Annotated in this window: 25 protein-coding genes, 1 tRNA gene and 1 pseudogene; 8 read left to right on the top strand and 19 right to left on the bottom strand. The window is 71.6% G+C overall.

Features of this window, described 5'->3' with window-relative positions:
- Positions 1-270: 270 nt before the first annotated feature.
- Positions 271-471 carry a hypothetical protein gene (locus JS756_RS29595; protein WP_205386319.1) on the bottom strand — a complete coding sequence of 67 codons (201 nt, stop codon included), beginning with the start codon at positions 469-471 and terminating at the stop codon, positions 271-273.
- A 326-nt stretch (positions 472-797) separates the two neighbouring features.
- Here JS756_RS29595 and JS756_RS29590 point away from each other — a divergent pair, with 326 nt between their 5' ends.
- Positions 798-1,406 (top strand): NsdA family TPR-like regulatory protein, encoded by a 609-nt coding sequence (locus JS756_RS29590; RefSeq protein WP_205386318.1) that lies wholly within the window; start codon positions 798-800, stop codon positions 1,404-1,406.
- 1 nt (position 1,407) lies between these two features.
- Here the strand turns inward: JS756_RS29590 and cutA are convergent, their stop codons facing one another.
- Complete coding sequence (cutA, locus tag JS756_RS37880) at positions 1,408-2,358, bottom strand: divalent cation tolerance protein CutA (protein ID WP_307791202.1); 951 nt, start codon at positions 2,356-2,358, stop codon at positions 1,408-1,410.
- Between the two features lie 48 nt (positions 2,359-2,406).
- Entirely contained in the window at positions 2,407-2,946 is a 540-nt protein-coding gene (locus tag JS756_RS29580) for a helix-turn-helix domain-containing protein (RefSeq protein ID WP_205386317.1), read from the bottom strand.
- On the opposite strand from JS756_RS29580, the gene JS756_RS29575 reads away from it, so the two are divergent.
- Positions 2,945-3,211, top strand: a complete 267-nt coding sequence (locus tag JS756_RS29575; RefSeq protein WP_205386316.1) for a hypothetical protein — start codon at positions 2,945-2,947, stop codon at positions 3,209-3,211. The genes JS756_RS29580 and JS756_RS29575 overlap by 2 nt on opposite strands.
- Before the next feature lie 210 nt (positions 3,212-3,421).
- Here the strand turns inward: JS756_RS29575 and JS756_RS29570 are convergent, their stop codons facing one another.
- From JS756_RS29570 to JS756_RS29540, 7 genes are all read right to left on the bottom strand, one after another.
- A complete protein-coding gene (locus JS756_RS29570) occupies positions 3,422-3,757 on the bottom strand; it encodes a hypothetical protein (protein WP_205386315.1) in 336 nt (111 codons plus the stop codon).
- Between the two features lie 594 nt (positions 3,758-4,351).
- Positions 4,352-5,245 (bottom strand): hypothetical protein, encoded by an 894-nt coding sequence (locus JS756_RS37660; protein ID WP_205386314.1) that lies wholly within the window; start codon positions 5,243-5,245, stop codon positions 4,352-4,354.
- Between the two features lie 723 nt (positions 5,246-5,968).
- Positions 5,969-6,499, bottom strand: a complete 531-nt coding sequence (locus JS756_RS29560) for a hypothetical protein (protein WP_205386313.1) — start codon at positions 6,497-6,499, stop codon at positions 5,969-5,971.
- 110 nt (positions 6,500-6,609) lie between these two features.
- Positions 6,610-6,682: transfer RNA gene (locus JS756_RS29555), tRNA-His, on the bottom strand.
- Between the two features lie 108 nt (positions 6,683-6,790).
- Positions 6,791-7,399: an oligoribonuclease gene (gene orn, locus JS756_RS29550; protein WP_205386312.1), complete on the bottom strand. Its 609-nt coding sequence runs from the start codon at positions 7,397-7,399 to the stop codon at positions 6,791-6,793.
- Positions 7,400-7,514: 115 nt separating this feature from the next.
- A complete protein-coding gene (locus tag JS756_RS29545; protein ID WP_205386311.1) occupies positions 7,515-8,738 on the bottom strand; it encodes a helix-turn-helix domain-containing protein in 1,224 nt (407 codons plus the stop codon).
- Between the two features lie 378 nt (positions 8,739-9,116).
- Positions 9,117-9,449, bottom strand: coding sequence for a hypothetical protein (locus tag JS756_RS29540; RefSeq protein WP_205386310.1), 333 nt, complete (start codon positions 9,447-9,449; stop codon positions 9,117-9,119).
- A 306-nt stretch (positions 9,450-9,755) separates the two neighbouring features.
- Between JS756_RS29540 and JS756_RS29535 the strand changes: the two genes are divergently transcribed.
- Positions 9,756-10,283 (top strand): universal stress protein, encoded by a 528-nt coding sequence (locus tag JS756_RS29535; RefSeq protein ID WP_205386309.1) that lies wholly within the window; start codon positions 9,756-9,758, stop codon positions 10,281-10,283.
- A 154-nt stretch (positions 10,284-10,437) separates the two neighbouring features.
- Positions 10,438-11,001: a GPR1/FUN34/YaaH family transporter gene (locus tag JS756_RS29530; protein WP_205386308.1), complete on the top strand. Its 564-nt coding sequence runs from the start codon at positions 10,438-10,440 to the stop codon at positions 10,999-11,001.
- Between the two features lie 241 nt (positions 11,002-11,242).
- On the opposite strand, the gene glmS is transcribed toward JS756_RS29530, so the two are convergent.
- The 3 genes from glmS to JS756_RS29515 all read right to left on the bottom strand — a co-directional run bounded on the left by glmS (position 11,243) and on the right by JS756_RS29515 (position 14,358).
- Positions 11,243-13,060, bottom strand: coding sequence for a glutamine--fructose-6-phosphate transaminase (isomerizing) (glmS, locus tag JS756_RS29525; protein WP_205386307.1), 1,818 nt, complete (start codon positions 13,058-13,060; stop codon positions 11,243-11,245).
- 62 nt (positions 13,061-13,122) lie between these two features.
- Entirely contained in the window at positions 13,123-13,380 is a 258-nt protein-coding gene (locus tag JS756_RS29520; RefSeq protein WP_205386306.1) for a hypothetical protein, read from the bottom strand.
- Positions 13,381-13,476: 96 nt separating this feature from the next.
- Complete coding sequence (locus JS756_RS29515) at positions 13,477-14,358, bottom strand: DUF4429 domain-containing protein (protein ID WP_205386305.1); 882 nt, start codon at positions 14,356-14,358, stop codon at positions 13,477-13,479.
- 101 nt (positions 14,359-14,459) lie between these two features.
- On the opposite strand from JS756_RS29515, the gene JS756_RS29510 reads away from it, so the two are divergent.
- Positions 14,460-16,085, top strand: coding sequence for a beta-N-acetylhexosaminidase (locus JS756_RS29510; protein ID WP_307791199.1), 1,626 nt, complete (start codon positions 14,460-14,462; stop codon positions 16,083-16,085).
- A 54-nt stretch (positions 16,086-16,139) separates the two neighbouring features.
- Here the strand turns inward: JS756_RS29510 and JS756_RS37095 are convergent.
- The 5 genes and pseudogenes from JS756_RS37095 to JS756_RS29485 all read right to left on the bottom strand — a co-directional run.
- A pseudogene (locus tag JS756_RS37095) lies at positions 16,140-16,464 on the bottom strand (ABC transporter substrate-binding protein); the annotation flags it as partial.
- Between the two features lie 185 nt (positions 16,465-16,649).
- Entirely contained in the window at positions 16,650-17,810 is a 1,161-nt protein-coding gene (locus tag JS756_RS29500; protein WP_205386303.1) for an acyl-CoA dehydrogenase family protein, read from the bottom strand.
- An 8-nt stretch (positions 17,811-17,818) separates the two neighbouring features.
- The gene (locus JS756_RS29495) at positions 17,819-18,748 is read right to left on the bottom strand and encodes a hydroxymethylglutaryl-CoA lyase (protein WP_205386321.1); all 930 of its coding nucleotides are present in this window, start codon (positions 18,746-18,748) and stop codon (positions 17,819-17,821) included.
- 38 nt (positions 18,749-18,786) lie between these two features.
- Positions 18,787-20,703 carry an acetyl/propionyl/methylcrotonyl-CoA carboxylase subunit alpha gene (locus JS756_RS29490; RefSeq protein ID WP_205386302.1) on the bottom strand — a complete coding sequence of 639 codons (1,917 nt, stop codon included), beginning with the start codon at positions 20,701-20,703 and terminating at the stop codon, positions 18,787-18,789.
- Between the two features lie 11 nt (positions 20,704-20,714).
- Positions 20,715-22,346, bottom strand: coding sequence for a carboxyl transferase domain-containing protein (locus JS756_RS29485; RefSeq protein ID WP_205386301.1), 1,632 nt, complete (start codon positions 22,344-22,346; stop codon positions 20,715-20,717).
- Between the two features lie 94 nt (positions 22,347-22,440).
- Between JS756_RS29485 and JS756_RS29480 the strand changes: the two genes are divergently transcribed.
- From JS756_RS29480 to JS756_RS29470, 3 genes are all read left to right on the top strand, one after another.
- A complete protein-coding gene (locus JS756_RS29480) occupies positions 22,441-23,043 on the top strand; it encodes an SACE_7040 family transcriptional regulator (RefSeq protein ID WP_205386300.1) in 603 nt (200 codons plus the stop codon).
- Positions 23,044-23,220: 177 nt separating this feature from the next.
- Positions 23,221-24,378: an acyl-CoA dehydrogenase family protein gene (locus JS756_RS29475; RefSeq protein ID WP_205386299.1), complete on the top strand. Its 1,158-nt coding sequence runs from the start codon at positions 23,221-23,223 to the stop codon at positions 24,376-24,378.
- Between the two features lie 36 nt (positions 24,379-24,414).
- Positions 24,415-25,281, top strand: coding sequence for an acyl-CoA thioesterase (locus tag JS756_RS29470; protein WP_205386298.1), 867 nt, complete (start codon positions 24,415-24,417; stop codon positions 25,279-25,281).
- 388 nt (positions 25,282-25,669) lie between these two features.
- On the opposite strand, the gene JS756_RS29465 is transcribed toward JS756_RS29470, so the two are convergent.
- Positions 25,670-26,464, bottom strand: a complete 795-nt coding sequence (locus JS756_RS29465; protein ID WP_205386297.1) for a phosphatase — start codon at positions 26,462-26,464, stop codon at positions 25,670-25,672.
- Between the last annotated feature and the right edge of the window lie 142 nt (positions 26,465-26,606).

The raw sequence follows: 26,606 nt of genomic DNA, 5'->3' as shown, positions 1-26,606 counted from the left end.
CGGCAGATGTTCGGCCGCGCGGGCTTGGCCCTGCTCCGCAAGCGCGTCCTGCTGGCCGGGTGACCGTGCGGCGGGGGCGGGCCCGTGACCGTCCGTCAACGCTGCACGGAAAGTGATCCAGAACCAGATTTCAGCCGCCGCCGACACCACGCCTACGGCCTCACCCGATGGCCAGCACGAGGAGCGTGAGGCGGCCGTCCCCTACGGGGGCAGGGACGGCCGCCCAACCCGGGGCCAGTGAAATCCCGGTAACCCCAGCCCCGGGGGTCATCACGTCCACGTGTACCCGGACGCCGAGGAATCGGTCTTGCGGCCGTTGTAGTAGTCCACGTGCGGGCCGTCATGCTTCGGCGGGCGGGTGCATCTGCCGCGCCCGCCATGGCCCTCGGCCCAGCAGTAGCCGCCCACCGGCCCGGCCGCACGCGCCCCCTGCACGCCCGCCGTGTTGCGCGCTGCGCTGCTCTTGCTCACGACTGGGCTCCCTCGATGAGACGCTGCAAGGCGCGTCGCGTGCTGCACGGTGCCTTGCGGCACTGCGTGCAGTTGTCGGCGTGGATACGGGCGACATGGGCGGCCTGCTCATGCACGCAGTCGGCGCAACCGCGGGGGAACCACGGGCTGACGACGCCCATGAAGGAGCCGATGCGGCGGCCGAGGGACAGGGCATCGGCGGTGAGCGTGGTGCTGCACCAGACGCAGGCGGCGCCGCGGATCCGCTCGGGGGTGAGGCCGGACAGGAGTGGGAGCGGCAGTAACTCGCCCGCGTTGGTTGTGGGGCTATCCGCTGTGGTGCGGAGGTGCGTAACCTCTGCCAGCTGGCGGGCAACGCCCTCGCCCACGTCGCCTACCAACAGCTCCCCGGCGACCGGCAAGCCGGAGTGCAGACCGCGGCCCGGTCCTGCGCCACCGCCGGACCAGACGCGGCGCCCCAGGTGCGCGCGCTGCTGTATGAACGGCTCGCCTGGGCGCACTCGCTCGCCGGCCAGGCCGAGGACACAGAGCGCGCCCTGGACGCCGCCCGCGCTGCGCTCGCCGAGGTCGACGACGCACCGCAACCGGACTGGGCGGCCTGGGTCGACGACACGGAGCTGCGCATCATGTCCGGACGATGCTGGACCGTGCTCCGCCGGCCGCTCCGCGCCGTGCCGGTGTTGGAGGCCGCGCTGGCCCGGTACGACGACTCGCACGCCCGCGACAAAGCGCTGTACCTGTCGTGGCTCGCCGACTCCTACCTTGCCGCGGGCGAGCCCGAGCAGGCAGCCGCGGTCATCACCCGCGCACTCGACCTGGCGGCCGGCGTCGCATCGGTCCGGCCTCGCGAGCAGCTGGAGCCGGTGCTGCGGCGCCTCGGCCAGCACCAGGTACTGCCCGCGGTCGCCGACGTGCTGGAGCGGGCCCGCAGCTGAGCTACTCGGCCGGGACAGTGCTGGCAGCGATCCATTTCAGGCAGTTCTGCGCCCCTTCCTCGATCGCCACGGCGGCGATCTCCGGGGACTCCCACGGGTGCGCCTCCAACAAGTGCGCCTCCAACTCCGGGTAGCGGGCCCGGGTGGTCTTCAGCAGGAGTTGCCACTCCTCGCCCGTGCCGAACTCGCCGTCGTGCCAGAAGGCACTGGTGACGGGCCCGATGATCTGTGCGCCAGCAGCGAGCCGGGCAGCGACGACGGACCGGGCCAGTGCGAGGGCCTGGTCCCGGGTCGGGGCGGCGGTGGAAACCTGGAGGAAGTCGCTCATGCGCGGAGCGTATGAGGCGCGCCGGGCATGACGAAAGGGCCCCCTCCCGCCCGTGGGCGAGAGGGGGCTGTGGCCGGTGAAGTTCCGCTTCGTCCGGGCCTTGTGCTCCTCGGACAGGGCCGGATTGTCGTCCATGACGAAGTGCCAGGTACGGATGCCCAGCTCGTCAGCCCGGTTCAACCACTCCTTGCGCGCCCAGTGGCCCGGACTATCCGGATTGGTCGCGGCAAAGATCAACGCGCCAGGCACCGACATGCGGTCGACCAGGCGCGTGAAGAACTCCTTTGGGAGGAGTATCAGCTCATCGACGTAGGCGCCCGCGCCAGTGAGGCCGCGGAGCCGCGTTTCGGCCTTGGCGTCGTTGGCGGTGATGACCTCGATCTGCTTGCCGAGGATCCACGCGACGCCGGAGCCACGTGTGTAGGACACGAGCTTCGCGGTGTCGACGCCGACGATGCTCGGGTCTTCAAGCGGCCCGAACATGTTCCTCGCCACCGTGTCGTACGTCTTGCCGCCGACGACCAGGTCGCCGTCGGCGGGGGCCGTCCAGACGTACATCAGCCAGCGCAGCAGCGAGGCGATGGTCGTGCCGGACCGGACGCTGCCTCCCACGCATTCAGCCACGCCGTGGAATGGGCGATGCTCCGTTCCTGCTTGTCGGACAGCCCCACCTCAGTGGTCGCCATGCTTGGCTCGGAGCTTGTCGAAGAGGCCCGTGAGGAGGGCGCCGACCTCGTCCGCTCCGCCCTCCTCCTTCGGCGGGGACAGCTTCAGCGACCGGTCGACGGCCGTGGCGACGACGCCCAGGAGCGCGCGCTTGTCGGCGGGCGTGGGCTCGGCCGCCTCGTAAGTGTCGAAGTCGTGCTCCTTGCCGCCCCAGTCCCAGTACAGGTGCGGCTGGTTGACCTTCTCCAGTTCGCGTTCGGCGACGTCCTGGAGGCGTTGCGCGAGAGCGGTGCGACGGGCGGCGGGGTCGGCCTGGCGGATCTCGGTGGCGGCGCGGACCTCGGCGGCCCGGGCGAAACTGATGCCGAGGCCCTTGGCGATCTCGCTGGTCGTGCGGCCAGAGCGCCTCAGCTCGGTGGCAATCTCGTTGCGGCCCCTGCCGGCAGCGTGCAACTCGCGGACGCGTTGCCGCTCGGCGTCGGTGACAGGGTTGGCGATGCCCACGGGCTCACCCCCCAGCGCGACATGCTGCAACACTGACGTCATGGCTACGAGTTACAGCAGCCAGGCAGCCGTGGTTGCGGGCGATGAGGAGTTCTCCGTCGAAGCTGACCTGTTTATCCGCCAAGAGCCAGGCGGGATGAAGTCGTGGGACGGAAGCCTTCGAAGTGACCCGTCAGTGGACTTGTGGGACGCCGAGGATCCGGTGCTGCTTGTGCCGGATGACAGGGAGGGAAAGATCATCATGATCGGTGGGCCAGCGGGTAGTGGAGAGCTGGAGGTTCAAGGCAGCGGTCCCGCACCGTTCTGACGCTCTAGTGCCGCATCAGGCAACGTTCGCCCCGTCGCGACGCCCGGCACGCACTCTCGCTGCACCGGACGAAAGCCCGAGTACATCCAGTACGAGGGCTTCCGGCCGGCACACCGAGAGTACGCACCGGACGCCGCTCCTTGACGGGCGAACGTTGCCTGCCGCGGCACTAGCTAGGGCGACGGTTGCGGGCTGCTGCCCGCGGAAGGGTCAAGCGGCGATGAGGAGGAGGCTGATGGCCAGCAGGATGAGCCCCGCCACGCCCAAGACGCCACCGACGAGCTTGAAGAACCAAGGGCCGAGGCTTTCGGTATCCGCGAGGCTCAGGTTGCCCGTCTGCTGGCCCTTCAGCTCCAGCACGGCTCGGCGCCGCGCCAGGGCCTTGTCGACGGCACCGTGCAGGTTGAACACCCACCTCGCTCCCATGTAGACGCCTGCAGCCGCGAATGTTGCGAGGAAGATCAAGACCGGGGCTTGGCCGGAGGCGCGCGCAGCCGACGCCGTGGCAATCATGAGCATGCCGTGCAGCATGGCAGAGATCAGCACGCGTGTCAGGGTGTGGGTCAACCGGGTGCGGGTGCTCAATGATCTTCCCTGGCTTGGTTTCCTGAAGGGGCATCATGGTGGGTCGGCAAGTGGTGAGGGGCAGTTGTGGCGTACCTGTGACGTTCGTCCCCGTCGTGACAGGCGTCAGGACCAGTGACGCATCCACGGGTCTCGGCAGGAGCTGTGTGGTCAGGGGACGGGTGGGGGCTGGGGTGTTGGCGTAGCCAGTACTGGAGTTCGCGGTGGCGGAACTGGTAAGCGGGTCCGCTGTAGCGCATGAGCCCTGCGGTGACGGCCCAGTCCAGGAACACCGCATACCACCGCGAAGACTGCGCACCGCCCGTGAGCCCGCCTGCGAGCCCGAACGCGAGCCCGACCGCGGTCCCGCCTATGAGCCCGCCCCCAAGCCCGAACGCGAGCCCGGCCGTGAGCCCGCCTGTGAACCCAACCGTGAGCCCGAACAGGGCATCGCTCCTGATGACGGCGCGCGTGCCAAGACTTGTGCCCGGTTCCTGCCTCAGCCCGACCGTGAGCCCGAACGTGACCCCGACCGCAGGCCCGCTCGCGAGCCAGGCCGCGAGCCCGACCGTGGGCTCAGCCGCGAGCCCGCCCGCGAGCCCGGTCATGAGCCCGGCAGTGAGCTTGATCGCGAGTGCCTTGCGTCTTTGAGAGGTCCTCAACGGGTTGCCCAGGTAGTTGGGCCTGTTGGTAGTGGTTGTGATGGCGGCGGCCACTCCGGACATGACGGCCACTCCGCCGATCAGGGCGGCCATCACGCCTGTTGCCCGCGGTTGGAGCGCGCAGGCGACGGGGAGGGTGGTGAGGACGGCGAGGGTCGTGAGGAGGGGGCCAGAGTTCGTGCAGGAGGAGGTCGGTGGCCTCAGCGCCGGCGGGGGTCGTGGTGGGGAGGGTGCCGGTGGGGTCGAGGTGGGTGGTGAGGTGGTGGAGCCAGCGGTGGACGTCCTGCGGGCTGTAGTCGCGGGGGTTGTGGCCAGTGCGGGTGGTGGCGGGTATGTAGCGGGCCAAGAGGTGGCGATCCAGGGCGACAGGCGAGGGCAGGGTGAAGAGTTCGGCGGGGTTGCCGTCGTGGTGCCAGACGGTGGCGGTCAGGCACAGCCGCCAGGGAGTAGACAGCGTGGTGGCCAGGGTCCCCGTCGGGTGGTTGGTCAGGTGGTCGAGCAGGGGGTGCCAGCGGGCAGTGTCGAGGGCGCGGTCGGCGAGGTAGGTCCGGGCGTTGACAGCGTTGACAGCGTTGACAGCGTCGACGGGGGCGAGGGCGATGCGGGCGGCGTCCAGGACCTCGATGCGTGCAGCCAGGGCGTCGTAGTGCTCGGTGCGGCAGGTCAGGACGAGGGGCCCTGCGTCACGCCCCTGCTGGTAGGCGTTGAGGGCGCGGACGACGACGGTGGCGCGGGGCGCCGCGGGATCCGGAGAGCCGTCGGGGCCCGGGGGGCCCATCTCGTCCAGGCCGTCCAGGACCGGCAGCACCAGATGGTAGCGAAATCAGTCCGGCGGCCAGGTCTTCGGGCCAGTCGTAGGCCTCGACCAGCCGCTGCCGCAGCAGCTCGGGCAGGGACTGGCGGTCGGTGTCCCACCGGGACAGCGGGATACGGACCGGAACGGGATCGTCCTCGCCACGGCCTTCGATCAGGGCCAGCAGCAGTTCCAGGGCCAGAACCGTCTTGCCCGCCCCCGCCGCGCCGGTGACGACCAGCCGCAACGGCCGGACGGACCGGTAGTAGGTGACGATGTCCGGCAGCGTCACCGGGCCCGGTCCGCCGGCGGTCAGCCGCCCGGCAGCCGGGGCCTCGGCCGGGCGGACCATGGCGGGATGCAGAACGTAGGAGGTCGATACGCCGAGTGTCGTCGCCCAGCAGTTGCCACCACACCCCGCTCTTCCCGGCCTCGACCTGCCCGGCCAGTGTCGCCGCCCAGCCGCGGGCGAGTTCTGCGTCGTTGCCCTCGACCGGCTTGCGCAACGCCCACACCGCAAGCACAAGAGCAGCCACACCCGCCGGGAGACCCAGCACACCTGCGGTGTCGGCCGGCTCCAGACCCCCATGGATGATCGGCCGGACCGCCCAAACGGTGCTCACCACGACCATCACGGCGCCAAGGGCGCGGATCAGCTGCCAGTTGCGCCGTCGGCGACGCCCCCCGAGATCTGCCACCCCCCGAGCATCACCACCACGCTCTCGCCGGACAGCCTGTTTATCCCACCTGTGACCAAACAGACGAAAAGTCCTGCCAGTCGGTTCCGTGCACTGGCGCGTCTCCGGTGGATCGGGCGGCGCGTACCTGGTCAGCGAGCGGAGCCGGTACAGGCCTGCAGCTCGTGGGGGCCGACCACCTCTGCCGGTTGCAGATCGTGGCGGGCATGACCAACCCGGATGGTTCGGTGTGCTGGATCAGCGACAGGTGCAGGCGGACGTCGCGCCGGTAGTCGTCCTTCGTCCGGCCGTCGACGCCGTTGAGACGGTCGATGTAGCGGGTCGCGTATTCGACGAGCGGCACATCGCCGGGGACCGCTGGCGTCTCGACGAATCCCTGCCCGGGCACCCAGCCGTGCGGCCACCTGGTGCCGTGGGCCTCGACGAGCTTGCGGAACTGAGCGGCCTGAGCCGTGCCGTCGTCCCCGCCGAACCGTTCGCTCTCCCAGCTGCCGCCACGTCCCCCTTCGAGCCACCTCACTTGGTACGTCACGGATCCGTCTGCGTTGGTGCGCTCCCTGATGCTCGCCATGACGGGACTGCAGGAGCGTTTCGTGGATCGTGTTTGGCTGCGGTTTGGCCAAACTTCCGGGAACGACCAAGGGCTGACCCGTTTCCACAGGTCAGCCCTTGATCATTCAGGGTGAGTGACGGGACTCGAACCCGCGGCATCCTGGACCACAACCAGGTGCTCTACCAGCTGAGCTACACCCACCATGACCGGCGGCGGACTCTGTCGTTTCCCCGACCGGCCGAGAAAAAGTGTACAGGGTCCGAAGGGGTGCTCGCGCACGGCTTTTGCGGCGCCCCTTGGCGGGGCCCGTCAGCCCTGCTCGGCGGGCAGGACGTGGCGGGCCGCGATGGTCCTGGCGGTGTCGGAGTCGGGGCCGGGCTGGGGGACGAAGATCGACTCCCGGTAGTAGCGCAGCTCGGCGATGGATTCGCGGATGTCGGCGAGGGCGCGGTGGTTGCCGTTCTTCTCCGGGCTGTTGAAGTAGGCCCTCGGATACCAGCGGCGGGCCAGCTCCTTGACGGAGGACACGTCGACGATGCGGTAGTGGAGGTGGTCCTCCAGCGTCGGCATGTCGCGGAGCAGGAAGCCGCGGTCCGTGCTGACGCTGTTGCCGCACAGCGGTGCCTTGCCGGGCTCCTTGACGTACTCCTTCACGTACGCCAGCACCTGCTGCTCGGCGTCCTCCAGGGTCGTGCCGTTCGGTAGCTCCGCGAGCAGCCCGGACGCGGTGTGCATCTGACGCACCACTTCCGGCATCGTCTCCAGCGCCCGCTCCGGCGGCTTGATGACGATGTCCACACCCTCGCCGAGCACGTTCAGCTCGGAGTCGGTGACGAGGGCGGCCACCTCGATGAGCGCGTCGTCGGACAGCGAGAGGCCGGTCATCTCGCAGTCGATCCACACCATGCGATCGTTCATGTGCTCACCTTACGGCGCGGGCCCGCCGCGCGGGACGGGCCGTACACGCGACGGCGGCCCCTTCCCGCCGGGGGAAGGGGCCGCCGTCGGTCGCGGGCGCCGCCCGGGGCGGCGCTCAGCTACCGCTGCGCGGACCGGGCACGCTGCCCGACAGGGCTGCCGGGGCGCGACGCGTCTGCATCGGCACCGAGGCGTCGGGATGCAGCAGCGGGCCGCCGGCCGTGAGCGCTGCCGGTCCCGGCATGCCGGGAGGTCCGGAGAGCGGGCCGACCGGGGGCGCCATCGCCTCGCCGCCGTCCGCGGCCTTCGCCCCGTCGCTCTGCGGCCGGCGCGCGCGGTACGCGGCCCGGTAGGCGGCCGGCGAGGAGCCGAGCTGCCGGCGGAAGTGGCCGCGCAGGGCCACCGGTGAGCGGAAGCCGCAGCGGCCCGCCACCTCGTCCACCGAGTAGTCCGATGTCTCCAGCAGGCGTTGGGCCTGCAGGACGCGCTGGGTGATCAGCCACTGCAGCGGCGCGCTGCCGGTCAGCGACCGGAAGCGGCGGTCGAAGGTGCGGCGGCTCATGTAGGCCCGCGCGGCGAGCGTCTCCACGTCGAACTGCTCGTGGAGGTGCTCCAGCGCCCAGGCGACGACCTCGGCCAGCGGGTCGGCGCCGATCTCCTCGGGTAAAGACCGATCGAGATAGCGCTCCTGGCCTCCCGACCGACGCGGTGGGACGACGAGCCGCCGCGCGAGCGCGCCCGCCGCCTCGTTGCCGTGGTCGGTGCGCACGATGTGGAGGCAGAGGTCGATCCCGGCCGCGGTGCCCGCGGACGTCAGCACGTCGCCGTCGTCGACGAAGAGCTCTCTGGGATCGACGTGCACCGACGGATAGCGCTTGGCCAGCGTCGGCGCGTACATCCAGTGCGTGGTCGCGGGACGGCCGTCCAGCAGGCCCGCCGCCGCCAGCACGAAGGCGCCGGTGCACAGCCCGACGATGCGGGCGCCCTCCTCGTGCGCTCGGCGCAGAGCGTCGAGCGCCTCCTCCGGTGGCGGTGAGGTGATCGAACGCCAGGCGGGCACGACGACCGTGCCCGCCCGCGAGATCGCCTCCAGGCCGTTCGGCGCGGTGAGTTCCAGGCCCCCTGTGGTCCGCAGCGGGCCTTCCTCGCCGGCGCTCACCAGCAGCCGGTAGCGCGGTACGCCGGCGTCCTGGCGGTCGATTCCGAACACCGACAGCGGAATGGAACTCTCGAAGATGGGGCCGCCGCTGAACAGCAGCACCGCAACGATCTCCTTGCGGCGTCGCCCGGAGAGTTTCCGGGCCGCGGTTTCCGGCGCGGCAGTGGAGTCGTGGCTCATCCTGCTAAGCCCCCCTCGGTGGTCGCGGCTCCTCGGTTGTGTCGCTCCTGCACGTTTCCCCTCGGTCCTGCACGAGTCCCCCGCCGTACGACAGTCAAGATCGAATTTACTGCGTCGCGCCCTGCCACGATGACCGGTTCGCCAACCGGTGCATTGTCGACATGGCAACTTGGCGTGAAGCATTCGATCACGAAGCGTTGCACTCGCGGGGCGTGCAGGGAAGTGCGCCTTGTCGCGGTGGCCAAACCACGTAGGGTGCGGAGGGTGCGGGGGACCCTTTCCATGCAGGTCAAACGGGGGATGGGGGGTCCCTGCGAGGCATGATGCACACCCGCCGGAAGTTGGCTGAAAAGCGTCGTTCCTGTGCGCAGAAACCGGTCAACCGGCCGGTGTGTTTCCCTCATGGCCCGGACGGTCCGCCGCGTCCGCCTCGCCGACGGAGTACCGTCCTCCGCGGTGCATCCCCGCCCCGCTCCGTTGGTGCCGTCCGTGATGCGGCGCGTGCTCCTCGGCGAGCAGTCGGGCCGCACCGTGCTCGGACCGGCGCAGCAGCATCCGGCAGACGGCGGTCACGGCGGCCAGGCCCAGGGCGGTGCCGCCGGCGCCGGCCAGTGAACCGCCGCACCACAGCAGCACCACGGGGACGAGGACGCAGCTGAAGGCGGCCCAGCGGACCACGTCGTTCGTGCTGTTCGGAGCGGGTGAGGGCATGGCGGTCTCCCTGGGGGCGGCGCTTCGCCCGGTTCAACGCGTGTTCGATCGCGCGGTCACTGTGCGTCCGCCGCTCGTCGGCGGTGAGTGAAACCGTGCGAACCGCCTGTACGGGGCAGCAACCGTTGCGCCGCGGGTGCCCCTTCGTGCATCCTCCGGGGAACCCCCGTGGCGGGGGTCCCGAGATCTGGGCGAAGGAGGCGTGCAGCCGTACCCTTGGGGGTATGGGGTTGGGAACATGTTTCCCGGACGCAGATCTGCTGCACACTGTCGTCCCACCCGTAAGGATCGATCGCCGAGACAGCCATGGCCGGTCACGAATTCTTCGAACCAGCGGACCGCAAGCGGCCCGTCGCCGACCCGTCGGCGGCCGATCCCCTGGCGGCGCCGGAGCCACGCCACGCGTGCGACCCCGCTTTCAAGCACGGCGTGGTGGTCGGCTTCGACGGCTCGACCTCCAGTGAACGCGCGCTGGCGTACGCGATCGGCATGGCGCGGCGCTCGGGCTCGGGCCTGATCATCGTCCACGTGGCCAACCGGCTGCCCACGACCGTGTGGGCGGGCTGCGAGCCGCCCGTCTTCGTGGACGTCCCCGACCACCGCACCGAGGTGCTCGGCCTGGAGCTGGCCTGCGCGGACCACCTCGCCGAGGTGCCGTGGATCCTCGTCGAGCGGGGCGGCGACATCTGCCACGAACTCGAAGAGGTGGGGCGGGAGTACGAGGCCGACGCGATCGTCGTCGGCTCCACCCACGGCATCGTCGGACGGCTCTTCGGTTCGGTCGCGGGGCGGCTCGCCAAGCGCGCGAAGCGGCCCGTGGTGGTCATTCCCTGAACCGCCGTCCCCCGCCGTCGTCCGCGCGGTGCCGACGGGATGTCAGTTCGCTTGCTGTGCGCATAAATCTACTCGTGCGTACAGGTGTTTGTGCTCTTGTGAAGGGCATATATCGCTCACCGCACAACTGCACAAGCACGAAGGGAGCCCCGCCGTGGACAACGACGTCTCTGCGGGAAGCATCACCACGATCGTCGGCCGACTCGCTCTCGGGATCACCCTCCTCGCGTTCGGCATCGGCCACACCGGAGTGATCGACGGCGTGACGACGGCGGACGCCGTCTCCATCGCCCAATACGTGGGCGGCATAGCCCTGTTCGTCGTCGGCCTGCTCGCTTTCCGCGACCGTGACACCGCGGGCGGTACGACCTTCTCGGCGCTCGGCGCCTTCTGGTTCACCTGGGCGGTCTCCGCCGGTACCCCGGTCTCCGACAACGCCGCAGGGCTGTTCCTCCTGCTGTTCGCTCTCGTCGCGCTCTCCGCCACGCTCGCCGGTGGCGACCAACTCGGCCAGGGTGCCCACGGGTTGTTCTTCCTGGCGCTGCTGCTGCTCGCCGTCGCGGACTTCGCCGACAGCTCCGCCCTGGTCAAGGTCGGCGGCTGGGTGGCCGTGGCCGCGGGAGCGGTGGCGTGGTACGCCGCGACAGCCGCACTGGCCCACTGGCCGACGGCACTTCCCAGGCGCGCTGCCGGCCGGGGTGTGACGGCCACCGGTTAGCCGCGCAGGCAACGCCGGGTGTGGGCGGACCCGGCGTTCGGTGAGCGGACCCCTGTGCCGTGGTGGCGTGCGGGGGTCCGTTCTGTTGTGCGACGTCTGCTGCGGCGCGTCTGCCGTGCGGCGGGTGCGCCTGAGCGGGGGTGTTCGCGCGGTTCCCCGCCCCCGGGGCTCGGGGGGCGACGCGCGGTTCCCCCGGGGCCCTTCGGAGCCGCGGGGGAACCGGTGCCGGTCTCCCGGGCTGCTACTCGACCGTCACCGACTTCGCCAGGTTCCGCGGCTTGTCGATGTCGCGGCCCAGGGCCTTGGCCGTGTGGTAGGCGAGGAGCTGGAGGGGCAGGCCCATGAGGATCGGGTCGAGCTCGTCCTCGTTCTTCGGGACCACGATGGTGTGGTCGGCCTTCTCCTGGTGCTGGTGGGCGACGGCGACGATCTGGCCGCTGCGGGCCTTGATCTCCTCCATCGCCGCGCGGTTCTTCTCCAGCAGGTCGTCGTCGGGGACGATCGCCACCGTCGGGAGCGCGGGCTCGATCAGCGCCAGCGGGCCGTGCTTGAGCTCGGAGGCCGGGTAGGCCTCGGCGTGGATGTAGGAGACCTCCTTGAGCTTCAGGGAGGCCTCGCGGGCGACCGGGTAGCCCCGGACACGGCCGATGAACAGCATCGAGCGGGCGTCGGCGAACTGCTCCGAGAGCTTCCTGACCGCGTCCTCCTGCTCCAGGATCTCGGTGATCTGGCCGGGCAGCTTCCGCAGGCCCTCGATGATCCGCTTGCCGTCGCGGACCGAGAGGTCGCGGGTGCGGCCCAGGTGCAGCGCGAGCAGGGCGAAGGCCACACAGGTGTTGGTGAAGCACTTGGTCGACACGACGCAGACCTCGGGGCCGGCGTGCACGTAGATGCCGCCGTCCGCCTCGCGGGCGATGGCCGAGCCGACGACGTTGACGACGCCGAGCACCCGGGCGCCCTTGCGCTTGAGCTCCTGGACGGCCGCCAGCACGTCGTAGGTCTCACCGGACTGCGACACGGCGATGTAGAGCGTGTCGGGGTCGACGACCGCGTTGCGGTAACGGAACTCGGAGGCCGGCTCCGCGTCCGCGGGGATGCGGGCCAGCTCCTCGATCATCTGGGCGCCGATCATGCCCGCGTGGTACGAGGTGCCGCAGCCGAGGATCTTCACGCGGCGGATCTGCCGGGCCTCACGGGCGTCCAGGTTCAGGCCGCCGAGGTGCACGGTGGAGAACCGGTCGTCGATGCGGCCGCGCAGGACGCGGTCGACCGCGTCGGCCTGCTCGAAGATCTCCTTGTGCATGTAGGTGTCGTGGCCGCCCATGTCGTAGGAGGCGGCCTCCCACTCCACGGTGGTGGGCTCCGCCGTCGTGCGGGTGCCCTCCGTCGTGTACGTGCGGAAGTCGTCGGCCTTGAGGGTGGCCATCTCGCCGTCGTCGAGGGTCACTATCTGCCGGGTGTGGGTGACCAGCGCGGCGATGTCCGAGGCGACGAACATCTCCTTCTCGCCGATGCCGAGGACGACCGGCGAGCCGTTGCGGGCGACGACGATGCGGTCGTTGAAGTCGGCGTGCATCACGGCGATGCCGTAGGTGCCCTCGACGACGCGGAGCGCCTCGCGGACCCTGTCCTCCAGCTTGTCGGCCTGCGCGCGGGCGATCAGGTGGGTCAGGACCTCGGTGTCGGTCTCGGAGAGGAACTCGACGCCGTCCGCCTCCAGCTTGCGGCGCAGGTCGGCGGCGTTGTCGATGATGCCGTTGTGGACGACGGCGACCTTGCTCTCGGCGTCCAGGTGAGGGTGGGCGTTCACGTCGGACGGGGCGCCGTGGGTGGCCCAGCGGGTGTGGGCGATGCCGGTGGTGCCCTTGAACCGCGCCGGGACCTTGGCCTCCAGGTCGCGGACCCGGCCCTTGGCCTTGACCATCTTCAGGCCGGCCGTCTTGGGGGTGCTGACGACGATGCCCGCGGAGTCGTAGCCGCGGTACTCCAGGCGCTGCAGGCCCTCCAGGAGCAGAGGAGCGACGTCACGCTTCCCGATGTATCCGACGATTCCGCACATAGAGCGTTTCCCTCAGTCGCAGGTGGATGAGCCAGGGGTTCGAGCCGGTCCGCGGCCGGTCGTCAGCCGTAGACGATGCGCCGCAGCTGCCGGAGCGAGAGCTCGGGCGGGGCCACCGCGCGGTACTGCAGGTCCGCCGCGATCCGTTCGAAGATCGTCGCGTTGACCAGGCCCTGCGCCTGGAGCTCGCGGTGGCGGCGACGGACGTAGTCCTCGGTCGTCTCGTCGAAGTAGGCGAGCACGTCCTGGATCACGCGCAGCGCCTCGCCCCGGTTCAGGGGCGTGGTCCGCGTCAGATGATCAACAAGTTCGTCGTGCACCCGCTAGATCCTGGGGTACCGGCGACGGTTTCGCAAGGAAGCTGCCCGAATTCGGGCAAGGGGGCGGGAAAGCGTGGGGCCGGGAGGGGCGAGGCGCTACATTCTGCGCAGGACTGCCTGCTTGGCGAGCGTGAATTCCTCGTCGGTCAGCACGCCGGAGCGGTGCAGGTCGCCGAGCTCGCGCAGGCGGCGCAGCAGGGCGTCGTGGTCGTCCTCCGCGTCGGCGTCGGCGCCGGCGCCGGGGGCCGGCGGCTGCGGCACCTCCACCGCGGGTGGGCTCGCGGGGTGGGGCAGCCGCGCCTGGACCGCCGCGGCGACCAGCGCCATCAGCGGGTCCTTCTTGAAGCCCCACAGCTCCACCGCGTGGGGGTCGTACTTCGGCGGCGCCTTGGTGGGCGCGTCGCCCACGGTGAAGCGCAGGCAGCCGTTCTCCAGTCCCTCCGCCGGCAGCCACTCCACGGCCCGGATGTCGCGGACGGCGAGGACACGGGAGCCGCCGGCGGCCTTGGCCTCCTCCGTCTTCCAGTTCCACTCCAGCGTCACGTGCTCGCCGTCGAAGCGCGCGGTGCCGTCCCCGGCCGACACCGACAGGGGTACCGGCGGGCCGGGCAGCAGGAAGGTGTCCACCGGGTCGGACGGCACCCGGTCCAGCAGCAGGGTGTTGCGGACCTCCTCCGCGACGTACTCGGCGACGCCGAAGCGGTCGGGTTCGACGATCAGCTGGTAGGGGTCGTGTCCTTCGGCGAGCCGCCCGCCCGTCGCGTGCAGCAGCGGGTCGGCGCCGTCGCGCAGCCGCAGTCTGAGCCGTCCGCCCTTCCTGCCGTGCTCGAACGAGATACCGGCCAACGCCCGCAGGGGGACGCTGAGTTCACCTAGCGTCTTGCGCAGCAGGCTCACGCTCTTGTCGTGACCCGGTGTCAGCCGCAGTGCGTCGCCGTCGAGGACCCAGGTGCCGTCCCTCTGGATGATCTCCGTCATGAAACGATTGTTCCACCGCGGTTCGCACCCTCGATCCGGATGCCGTTCCCACGGCAGGGTGGTGCCCGGCACCGGCCCGTACCCGCCCGAAGGGAGCCCCCGTGCGAGGACATCACCGAACCGCAGCCCGGATCCGCTCGTACCCCGGCGTCCACCGTCTGCTGGGCCTGCTGCTGTTCGTCGCCTCCGCGGGGGTGTTCACCACCGGCTCCGCACCGGCGGCGGGAGCGGCCCCGGTCCCGCTCGACCGGGTGGTCCCGGCGCCCGCGTCGGTGAGGCCGGGCGGGGCGCCGTACCGGATCACCTCCGGCACCCGCATCCGCGTCGACGGCACCCCCGAGGCCCGGCGCACCGGTGAGTACCTCGCCGCCGTCCTGCGTCCCTCCACCGGCTACGCCCTGCCCGTCACCCCCGGCGCGGGCTCCGGCATCCGGCTCGCACTGGTCCGGGACGCGGAGGGGGAACTCGGCGCCGAGGGCTACCGGCTGAGAAGCGACCCGCGCGGGGTCACCATCAGTGCCTCCACCTCCGCCGGCCTGTTCCACGGCGTGCAGACCCTCCGCCAGCTCCTGCCCGCCGCCGTCGAGAGGGGCACCGTGCAGCCCGGCCCCTGGCGGGTGGCCGGCGGCACCGTCACCGACCGTCCGCGCTACGCCTACCGCGGCGCGATGCTGGACGTGGCACGGCACTTCTTCACCGTCGATCAGGTCGAGCGGTACATCGACCAGCTCGCCCTCTACAAGATCAACGTCCTGCACCTCCATCTCACCGACGACCAGGGCTGGCGCATCGCGATCGACTCCTGGCCGCGCCTGGCGGCCCACGGCGGCTCCACCCAGGTCGGCGGCGGCCCCGGCGGTCACTACACCAAGGACGACTACCAGGAGATCGTCCGGTACGCGGCCTCCCGCCATCTGGAGGTCGTCCCCGAACTGGACATGCCGGGCCACACCGACGCCGCCCTCGCCTCCTATGCCGAGCTGAACTGCGACGGCGCCGCACCCCCGCTCTACACCGGTACCGACGTCGGCTTCAGCTCGCTGTGCGTGTCGAAGGACGTCACCTACGACTTCGTGGACGACGTCGTCCGCGAGGTGGCCGCGCTCACCCCGGGCCGCTACCTCCACATCGGCGGCGACGAGGCGCACTCCACCAGCCACGAGGACTACGTGAAGTTCATGGACCGGGTGCAACCGGTCGTCGCCGAGTACGGGAAGACCGTCATCGGCTGGCACCAGCTGGCCGCCGCCACCCCGGCCGGCGGCGCGCTCGTCCAGTACTGGGGCCTGGACTCCACCGGCGCCGCGGAGAAGGCCCAGGTGGTGCGGGCCGCGCAGAACGGTACCGGGCTGATCCTGTCCCCGGCCGACCGGATCTATCTCGACATGAAGTACGACCGCAGCACCCCGCTCGGGCTGTCGTGGGCGGGCTACGTGGACGTGCGCAGGTCCTACGACTGGGATCCCGGCGGCTACCTCCCGGGCGTCCCCGCCTCCGCAGTCCGGGGCGTGGAGGGGCCGCTGTGGACGGAGACGGTCGCCGACCCCGCCGGCCTGGAGTACCTGGCCTTCCCGCGGCTGGCGGGCGCCGCCGAACTGGGCTGGTCGCCGGCGGCCACCCACGACTGGCAGTCGTACCGGGTACGGCTCGCCGCGCAGGGGCCGCGCTGGGACGCCCTGGGCGTCCGCTACCACCGCTCGCCGCAGGTCCCCTGGCCGGCCCGCTGAGCCGCCGTCGGACGGCCGCCGCCGGCCAGGCGGTCACTCCCGCGAGCGCAGCTGCTCCTCCGGTACGTACCAGAGGGTGCCGGCGTCGTCGAACATGGTCGAGACGAGCACGTCCGGCCGGAGCGCGGCGTACTGCCCGATGTCGAACCGGCCCCATTCGTCGCCGAGGTCGGTCACCCGCGGTGACGTCGAGGTTGCCGGTCCGGATGTCCGGTTCGCCGTCCTCGGTGGTGATCGGGCCGAAGACGCCCTCGGAGTCCACGCCGTGGTCGTGCAGGGCGGCGGCCACGCCGACGAAGGCCACGATGCTCGCGGGCACCTTGTCGGCCTGCGCGGTCCGGGCGCGGTCGTCCCGGAAGGTCCAGGGGCGGCCGGACGCCGTGTCCCCACCCACCCGGGCCGCGGCGGCTGAGGCGGGTCGCTGGGGAGTCGGGCATGGCGGTGACTGCCTTCGAGCGGGGTGGAGCCCCCGCCGGACAAGGTCAAAAACAGGTTGGCCTAACCTGCTTTCATGTCCGGCGGGGGGCTCCGCCCCGCGGTGCCGGGAACCCTCCGGCCCGGCCGTCAGCCCACCAGGCCCAGCTCCCGCGCGATCAGCATCCGCTGGACCTCGCTCGTGCCCTCGCCGATCTCCAGGATCTTGGAGTCGCGCCACATGCGGGCCACCGGATACTCGTTCATGAAGCCGTAGCCGCCGTGGATCTGCGTGGCGTCCCGGGCGTTGTCCACGGCGACCGTGGACGAGTACAGCTTCGCCAGCGCCGCCTCCTTCTTGAACGGCTCCCCGGCCACCAGCCGGGCCGCCGCGTCACGCCAGGCGAGGCGCGCGGTGTGGGCCTTCATCTCCATGTCGGCGACCTTGAACTGGATGGCCTGGTTGGCGCCGATGGGCCGGCCGAAGGCACGGCGCTCCTTCGCGTACTTCACCGACTCGTCGACGCAGCCCTGCGCCAGCCCGGTCGCCAGCGCTGCGATGGCGATGCGGCCCTCGTCGAGGATGCGCAGGAACTGCGCGTACCCGCGGCCTGCTTCGCCCAGCAGGTTCGCCGCGGGCACCCGCACGTCCTGGAAGGACAGCTCACGGGTGTCGGAGGCGTTCCAGCCGACCTTCGAGTACGGCGCCGCCACCGTGAAGCCGGGTGTGCCGGACGGGACGATGATCGCGGAGATCAGCGGCCTGCCGTCGGGCTTGCGGCCGGTGACGGCCGTCACCGTGACCAGGCCCGTGATGTCGGTCCCCGAGTTGGTGATGAAGCACTTGGTGCCGTTGATCACCCACTCGTCCGTGTCCGGGTCCAGGCGGGCCGTGGTGCGGGTGGCGCCGGCGTCGCTGCCGCCGTCCGGCTCGGTCAGGCCGAACGCGCCCAGGACCTCGCCCGAGCACAGCCGCGGCAGCCACTGCCGCTTCTGCTCCTCGGTGCCGAACAGATGGATCGGCATCGCCCCCAGAGACACCCCGGCCTCCAGGGTGATGGCCACGGACGAGTCCACCCGGGCCAGTTCCTCCAGGGCCACACCGAGGGCGAGGTAGTCGCCGCCCATACCGCCGTACTCCTCCGGGAACGGCAGCCCGAACAGGCCCATACGGCCCATCTCGCGCACGATCTCGTACGGGAACTCGTGCCGCTCGTAGAGGTCACCGATCTTCGGCGCCACCACGTCGTGCGCGAACTCCTCGACGGTACGGCGGAGTTCCTCCAGCTCGGGGGAGAGTCGGTAGTCCATGGTTCAGATCACTGCTCCTGGGGGTCCTTGTGGGACAGGGCTCGTACGGTGCGGGACGGGCTGGGACGGCCCAGCCGGTCGGCCATCCACACGCTCGTGGCGGTCAGGCGGCCGAGGTCGACGCCGGTGTCGATGCCGAGTCCCTGCAGCATCCACACGAGGTCTTCGGTGGCGAGGTTGCCGGTGGCGGACCTCGCGTACGGGCAGCCGCCGAGACCGCCCGCCGAGGCGTCGACGGTGGTGACGCCGTGCTGAAGTGCGGCCAGGGTGTTGGCGAGGGCCTGGCCGTAGGTGTCGTGGAAGTGGACACCCAGCGCGTCGACCGGAACCCCCTGGCTCCCCAGCGCGGACAGGAGCGCGGTGACATGGCCCGGGGTCGCCACCCCGATGGTGTCGCCCAGGCTCAGCTCGTCGCAGCCCATGGCGAGCAGCGCCCGGCACACCCGCACCACCTGCGGCAGGGGCACCGCGCCCTCCCAGGGGTCGCCGAAGCACATCGACAGATAGCCCCGGACGTGGACGTCCGCCGCCTTCGCGCGGGCCACCACGGGCTCGAACATGGCCAGCGCCTCGTCGACGGTGCGGTTGAGGTTGGCCTTGGCGAAGGACTCGGTCGCGCTGGCGAAGACGGCGACCCGGCGGGCGCCCAGCGCCAGCGCCCGGTCCAGGCCGCGCTCGTTGGGCACCAGCACCGGCAGCGCCACCGGCAGCCCGGCGACGAGCGGGAACAGCTGCTCGGCGTCCGCGAGCTGGGGCACCCACTTGGGGTGCACGAAGCTCGTCGCCTCGATGGTGGACAGCCCCGCGTCGGCGAGGCGGTGGACGAACTCCGCCTTCACCGACGTCGGTACGGCCGTCTTCTCGTTCTGCAGGCCGTCGCGCGCACCGACCTCGTGGATCCGCACCCGCGCGGGCAGGCCGCGGGCGGCGACGGTCATGGGCAGCCCGGTCGCGGTGTCCGGGGTGTCCGGGACGGTCACCGGGCCACCTCCTCGTGGGGTGTGATCACGGCCAGCACCTGGTCCATGGCGACCGTGGTGCCGGGCGTGACGTCCAGTTCGGCCACGGTGCCGGCGTGCGGGGCGGAGATGACGTGCTCCATCTTCATCGCCTCCACCACCAGCAGGCTCTGACCGGCGGTCACCTCGTCGCCGACCGCCACCTTCACCACCGTGACCGTGCCGGGCATCGGCGCGGTGAGGGAGTCGGCTCCCAGGTGGCCGCTGCGGCCGAGGGAGGCCGCGACCGGGTCGTGGTCGCGCACGTGCCAGGCGTCGCCGTCGCGGCCCAGCCAGTCGGCGGCGCGGTGGAAGGTGTGGCGGACGCCGTCGAGGGTCACCGCCACGGAGTCGCCGGTGACGGTGCGCGAGCCGCGCGGGGTGTACTCCACGGGGTCGGTGACCCGGAGCGGCACCGCGACGGAGCGGGGCGTGCCGCCCATCCGCCAGCCGCTCGGCACCGAGAACGGGTCGATCCAGCCGCCCCCTTCCGGCTCCAGCGCCTGGAGGCGCACGGCCGCCGCCGCCTCGTACACCTCCTCCGGTACCTCGGTGGCGACCAGCTCGTCCACCACCCGCTCGACCAGGCCGGTGTCCAGCTCACCCCGGACGACCGCCGGATGGGCCAGCAGGCGGCGCAGGAACCCGGCGTTGGTCTGCACGCCCAGCGTCACCGTCCCGGCCAGCGCCGCGCGCAGCTTCCGCAGGGCCGTCGCCCGGTCGGGGCCGTAGGCGATGACCTTCGACAGCATCGGGTCGTACAGGCTGCCGACCTCCGTGCCCTCGGTGAGACCCGAGTCGGTCCGCACTCCGTCGCCCTGCGGCTCGCGCAGCATCAGCACCGTGCCGCCGGACGGCAGGAAGCCGCGGGCCGGGTCCTCGGCGCAGATGCGGGCCTCGACGGCGTGCCCGGTCAGCGTGATGTCGTCCTGGCCGAGGGACAAAGGCTCCCCGGCGGCCACCCGCACCTGCCACTCCACCAGGTCCAGGCCGGTGACGAGCTCCGTCACCGGGTGCTCGACCTGCAGACGGGTGTTCATCTCCATGAAGTAGTACTGCGAGGGATCGCCGCCGGGGACGATGAACTCCACCGTGCCCGCGCCGCGGTAGCCGCACGAGCGGGCCGCCTGGACGGCCGCCTCGCCCATCGCCGCGCGCGTGGCCTCGTCGAGGAGCACGCTCGGCGCCTCCTCGATGATCTTCTGGTGCCGGCGCTGGAGCGAGCACTCGCGCTCGCCCAGGTGCACCACGTTGCCGTGGGCGTCGGCCAGGACCTGGATCTCGATGTGCCGCGGCCGGTCGACCCAGCGCTCGACGAGGAGCGTGTCGTCGCCGAAGGACGCCCGGGCCTCGCGGCGGGCGGCGGCGATCTCGTCGTCCAGGGTGCTCATGTCCCGCACCAGGCGCATGCCCTTGCCGCCGCCGCCCGCGGAGGGCTTCAGCAGCACCGGCGCGCCCAGGTCCCGGGCCGCCTCGGCCAGGTGCGGATCGCGACCGCCGGGGACCACCGGCACACCTGCGGCCTGCACGGTCTCCTTCGCCCGGATCTTGTCGCCCATCAGGGCGATCGCGTCGGCCGGCGGGCCGATGAAGACCAGCCCGGCCTCGGCGCAGGCGCGGGCGAAGCCGGCGTTCTCCGCGAGGAAGCCGTAGCCGGGATGGACGGCACGGGCGCCGGAGCGCGCCGCGGCGTCGAGGATGCGCTCGGTCGACAGATAGCTCTGCGCGGCCGGCGCCGGGCCGAGCCGCACCGCCGTATCGGCCTCCCGGACGTGCCGGGCGCCGGCGTCCGCGTCGGAGAAGACGGCCACCGAGCGGATGCCCATCGACCGCAGCGTGCGGATGACGCGCACGGCGATCTCGCCCCGGTTGGCCACAAGGACCGTGTCGAACATGGACGTTCCCCTCACATCCGGAAGACGCCGAAGTGGGGCGCCGTGGTGTCCCGCTGGGAAAGTGGCGCGTTGGCGCAGGCCGTGAGGGCCAGCCCCAGCACCTGACGGGTGTCCAGCGGGTCGATGACCCCGTCGTCCCACAGGCGGGCGGTGGCGTAGTAGGCGTTGCCCTGGTGCTCGTACTGGGCGCGGATCGGCGCCTTGAAATCCTCCTCCTCCTCTGCGGGCCACTCCTCGCCACGGGCCTGGAGCTGGTCCCGCCTGACGGTGGCGAGGACGGAGGCGGCCTGCTCGCCGCCCATGACGGAGATCTTGGCGTTCGGCCACATCCACAGGAAGCGGGGCGAGTAGGCCCGCCCGCACATGGAGTAGTTCCCCGCGCCGTACGACCCGCCGACGACGACCGTCAGCTTCGGCACCCGCGTGCACGCCACGGCCGTGACCATCTTGGCGCCGTGCTTGGCGATGCCGCCCGCCTCGTAGTCCCGGCCGACCATGAACCCGGAGATGTTCTGCAGGAACACCAGCGGGATCCCGCGCTGGTCGCACAGCTCGATGAAGTGCGCGCCCTTCTGGGCCGACTCGGAGAACAGGATCCCGTTGTTGGCGACGATGCCCACCGGGTGCCCGTGGATCCGGGCGAATCCGGTGACCAGGGTCTGCCCGAACTCGGCCTTGAACTCCGCGAAGCGCGAGCCGTCGGCGATCCGGGCGATGATCTCGCGCACGTCGTAGGGGGTGCGGGAGTCCACGGGCACGGCACCGTACAGGCCGTGGGGGTCGGCCTTCGGTTCCGCGGCCGGCTCCACCTGCCAGGGCAGGGCGCCGCGGGCGGGGAGCGTGGAGACGATCGTGCGCACGATCCGCAGGGCGTGCGCGTCGTCCTCGGCGAGGTGGTCGGTGACGCCCGAGACGCGGGAGTGCACCTCTCCGCCGCCCAGTTCCTCCGCGGTGACGACCTCGCCGGTGGCGGCCTTCACCAGCGGCGGACCGCCGAGGAAGATCGTCCCCTGGTTGCGGACGATGACCGCCTCGTCGCTCATGGCCGGCACGTACGCGCCACCGGCCGTGCACGATCCGAGCACCGCCGCGATCTGGGGGATCCCGGCGCCGGACATGCGGGCCTGGTTGTAGAAGATCCGGCCGAAGTGGTCGCGGTCCGGGAAGACCTCGTCCTGCATGGGCAGGAAGGCGCCGCCGGAGTCGACCAGGTACAGGCAGGGCAGGCGGTTCTCCAGGGCCACCTCCTGGGCCCTGAGGTGCTTCTTCACGGTCATCGGGTAGTACGTGCCGCCCTTGACGGTGGCGTCGTTGGCGACGATCACGCACTCGCGGCCGCTGACCCGGCCGATCCCGGCGATCACCCCGGCCGCCGGGGCCTGCCCGTCGTACATTCCGTCGGCGGCCAGCGGTGCCAGCTCCAGGAACGGCGAGCCCGCGTCGAGCAGCGTGTCCACCCGCTCCCGCGGCAGCAGCTTGCCGCGCGCGGTGTGCCGGGCGCGGGCCCTCTCGCCGCCGCCCAGGCGGGCGGCGGCGAGCTTGCCGCGCAACTCCTCGACGAGGGCGCGGTGCGCTTCCTCGTTGGCCTGCCAGGCCTCCGACGCGGGGTCGGCCGCGCTCGTCAGCTCCGGTGCCTCTTGCATCCTGCGGTCCCCTCACCCAGCGGTGACTGTTAATGAGCGTTAACCATTTCCTTCAGGTTAACGACCGCTAACCTGCCTGTCTAGAATTGCAGGCATGGCCACCAGAACCGACGCCCCGACCCGCCGTGAGCAGATCCTCAAGGAAGCCGCCCGGCTCTTCGCCGACCGCGGCTTCCACGGCGTCGGCGTGGACGAGATAGGCGCGGCCGTGGGAATCAGCGGGCCGGGCCTGTACCGGCACTTCCCGGGCAAGGACGCCATGCTCGCCGAGCTGCTGGTCGGCATCAGCGGACGGCTGCTGACGGGCGCGAAGCGGCGGGTCGCCGAGGCGGACGGGGTGGCGGCGGGCGAGGTGCTGGACTCGCTCATCGAGGGGCACATCGACTTCGCGCTGGACGACCGCCCGCTGATCACCCTGCACGACCGGGAGCTGGACCGGCTGCGCGACAGCGACCGCAAGCTGGTCCGCCAGCTGCAGCGGCAGTACGTCGAGCTGTGGGTGCAGGTCGTGCGCGAGGTCTACCCGGAACTGGGCGAGGCGGCGGCCCGGTCGGCGGTGCACTCGGTCTTCGGCCTGCTGAACTCCACGCCGTACCTCGGGCGGGGCGGGACGCTGCCGGGTCGCGGGGTGACGGCCGAACTACTGCACCGGATGGCCCGGGGGGCCTTCGCGGCGGCCGGTGCGGCGCAGGGCTGAGGGGGTCCGCGAACCCGCCCCTTTCCCCGCGGCGGCGCGACCGCGGGCGCCGCGCGTCCGGCTTCGCCGTCCGTTCCCGGGCGGTCGGGTGGCGCACCTCACCCTGGACGAGTTGCCGTACTCACCGGTATCTTCAAGTCTGAGCAAGCGCTTAGACAGGTAGCTGGAGGTGGCGGCGTGCGCCGTACGGTGTTCAACGAGGATCACGAGGCGTTCCGGGAGACCGTGCGCGCCTTCATCGAGGCCGAGGTCGTACCCGTCTACGACGAGTGGTTCGCAGCCGGCCAGGCGCCGCGCGACTTCTACTACAAGCTCGCCGAGCTGGGTGTCTTCGGCATCCGCGTCGACGAGGAGTACGGCGGCGCCGGCATCGACTCGTACAAGTTCGAGGCCGTCCTGTACGAGGAGACCGCTCGCGCGGGTGTCTCCTTCGGCGGCTCCGGCGTGCACGTCCTGCTCGGCCTGCCCTACATCAAGCTGCTCGCCTCCGACGAGCAGAAGAAGCGCTACCTGCCCAAGTTCGTCTCCGGCGAGGAGATGTGGGCCATCGCGATGACCGAGCCGGGCACCGGCTCCGACCTGGCGGGCATGAAGACCACCGCCAAGCTCTCCGAGGACGGCACGCACTACGTCCTCAACGGCGCCAAGACCTTCATCACCGGCGGCGTGCACGCCGACCGCATGATCGTCTGCGCCCGCACGGCCGCTCCCACCGCCGAGGACCGCCGCCACGGCATCTCCCTCTTCGTGGTCGACACCAAGGCCGAGGGCTACTCGGTCGGCCGCAAGCTCGACAAGCTCGGCCTGAAGACCTCCGACACCGCCGAGCTGGCGTTCGTCGACGTGAAGGTTCCCGTCGAGGACCTCCTCGGCGAGGAGAACAAGGGCTTCTACTACCTGGGCCACAACCTGGCCTCCGAGCGCTGGGGCATCGCCTTCGGCGCCTACGCGCAGGCCAAGGCCGCCGTCCGGTTCGCCAAGCAGTACGTCCAGGACCGTGTCGTCTTCGGCCAGCCCGTCGCCGCCTTCCAGAACACCAAGTTCGAGCTGGCCGCCTGCCAGGCCGAGGTCGACGCGGCCGAGGCCGTCGCCGACCGCGCGACGGAGGCCCTCGACGCCGGTGAACTGACCCCTGCCGAGGCCGCCTCCGCGAAGCTCTTCTGCACCGAGGTCGCCCACCGCGTCATCGACCGCTGCCTCCAGCTGCACGGCGGCTACGGGTTCATGAACGAGTACCCGATCGCCCGCCTGTACGCCGACAACCGCGTCAACCGCATCTACGGCGGCACCAGCGAGATCATGAAGACGATCATCGCCAAGGACATGGGGCTGTAGGGCGAGAGCGGCCACCGGCCGCTGCAGCCGAACGCCATGAGCCAGGCACTCCAGGATCTCCTCGATCTGCTCGACCTGGAGCAGATCGAGGAGAACATCTTCCGCGGCCGGTCCCGCTCCGCCGTCGTCCCGCGCGTCTTCGGCGGGCAGGTCGCCGCCCAGGCGCTGGTCGCCGCGGGGCGGACGGTCCCGGCGGACCGGACGGCCCACTCGCTCCACGCGTACTTCCTGCGCATGGGCGACCCGGGCGCCCCCATCGTGTACACGGTCGAGCGCCTCCGCGACGGCCGCTCGTTCACCACCCGCCGGGTGGTCGCCGTCCAGCACGGCAGGCCGATCTTCGTCCTGTCGGCGTCGTTCCAGACGTACGAGGAGGGCCTGGACCACCAGGTCCCGATGCCACCCGCGCCGGACCCGGCCTCGCTGCCCACCTCGCGCGAGCGGTTCGGCGGCTACGACCACCTCGACGCCGACGTCGTCCTCCGCTTCCTGCAGGCCCGCGAGGCGATCGACCTGCGCTACGTGGAGGAGCCGCCCTACGGCAGGTACGGCGAGCCGCGCGAACCGCACTCCCAGGTGTGGTTCCGCACCAACGGCAAGCTGTCCGACGACCCCCTGCTGCACGTCGTCCTCGCCACCTACGTCTCCGACATGACGCTCCTCGACTCCGTCCTGCTCGCGCACGGCCGGGGCGGCTGGGCGGTCGGCGACGTCGTCGGGGCGTCCCTGGACCACGCCATGTGGTTCCACCGGCCCTTCCGCGCCGACGAGTGGCTGCTGTACGACCAGGAGTCCCCCTCGGCGTCCGGCGGCCGGGGCCTCGGCCAGGCCCGCATCTACACCCAGGACGGCCGGCTCGCCATCTCGGTGATCCAGGAGGGCGTGGTCCGCGTCCCGCGCTGAAGGCGCTGCGCCTGCCGCGGCGAGGCGTGGTTCCGCGGTGAGCCGTCGGCGCCCCGCGCGTCGGGACGCCGGCGTCGTGCGCCGGGGCGGGGGCCCGGTCGAGGCGGAGGCCGTGGCCGCGGTCGTGCGGTGTCGCCCGCCTCCCGGACCGGTCGCCGCCCTCGTCGACGGCCCCTGCGGGGTCCCGGCGGCCCCTCGGGTCGGTCGCCGCGACGCGGGCGCCGTTCGGATCGAGAAGAGGCGCGAGCGGGCAGGGCGGGGGCCGAGAGGCATTCCCCGGCGTCGTCCCGGTCGCCCTGATCCGAACCGGAGGTCTGCCCCGGTCGGACCCCGAGGTCCGCGCGGTGCCGGGAGCAGAGGCCGTGCCCCCGGCCGTGACCCGCCCGGTCTACCGGTCCCCGAGCCCCGCCTCCGCCAGCAGGTACGCCGTCATCGGGTCGTAGTGGCGGGGGCTGGTGACGTGGTCGTCCAGCGGCACGGCTACCTGGAGCGTGCCCTCCGCCTCCGCGAGGAAGAGCGCCGGGTCGTTGCAGTCGGCGTAGCCGACGGAGTCGACGCCGTGCCGGCCGGCGTACCCGGCCCAGCCGTGGTCGGCGACGACCAGGTCGGGCAGCGGGCGGCCCGACCGCTCCAGCGCCGTGAGGATCGCGCGCATGGGTTCCCCCGAGTGGGTGTGCCAGAGGCTGGCGCCGTGCTCCAGCACCGCCACGTCGGCGAACTGCATCACGTACCCCTCGTCGGTCTGCAGTCCGTCCGGGACGACGACGATCTCGCAGCCCGCCGCGCGCAGGGCGGCGGCGGTGGCGCGGTGGACGTCGAGCAGGCCGCCGGGGTGCCCGGTGGCGAACAGCACCCGCTGCTGCCCGTCGGCGGCCTTGCGCAGCCGCCCGGCCAGGCGCTCCAGAGCGGCGACGGTCAGTTCCGGGTCGATGGTGTCCTGGCCGTACCGGTACTCCGGGTCGTCGTTGACGCCGACCCGCTCCGCCATCACCGCGAGCACGTCCTGCTCGTCGTTCCAGCGGTCGCCGAGCTCCAGTCCGAGCCAGTAGTTGCGGTCGCCGTTCGCCAGTTTCCGGTAGTGCGAGAGGTTGTTCTCGCGGGGCGTGGCGACGTCGCCCGCGATGCGGGTGCGGACGAGGTGTTCGACGAGTTCGGCGCGGCTGGGTGTCCCGGGTATCGGCATGGTCACCATTGTGAGGCAGCCGGCTGTGCGCCCACCGGCTCTCCCGCGCGCTGCGACGGGTGTCACTCACCCCGTCCCACCCGGCGCCCCACCTGCACCCGTCGTCGCCCGCCCCCGTTCCACAGGCCGTTTCCGCCGTCGT

This window comes from Streptomyces actuosus, from assembly GCF_016921115.1.
Lineage (GTDB): Bacteria > Actinomycetota > Actinomycetes > Streptomycetales > Streptomycetaceae > Streptomyces > Streptomyces actuosus_A.
This window is presented reverse-complemented; position numbering and strand designations above follow the sequence as displayed.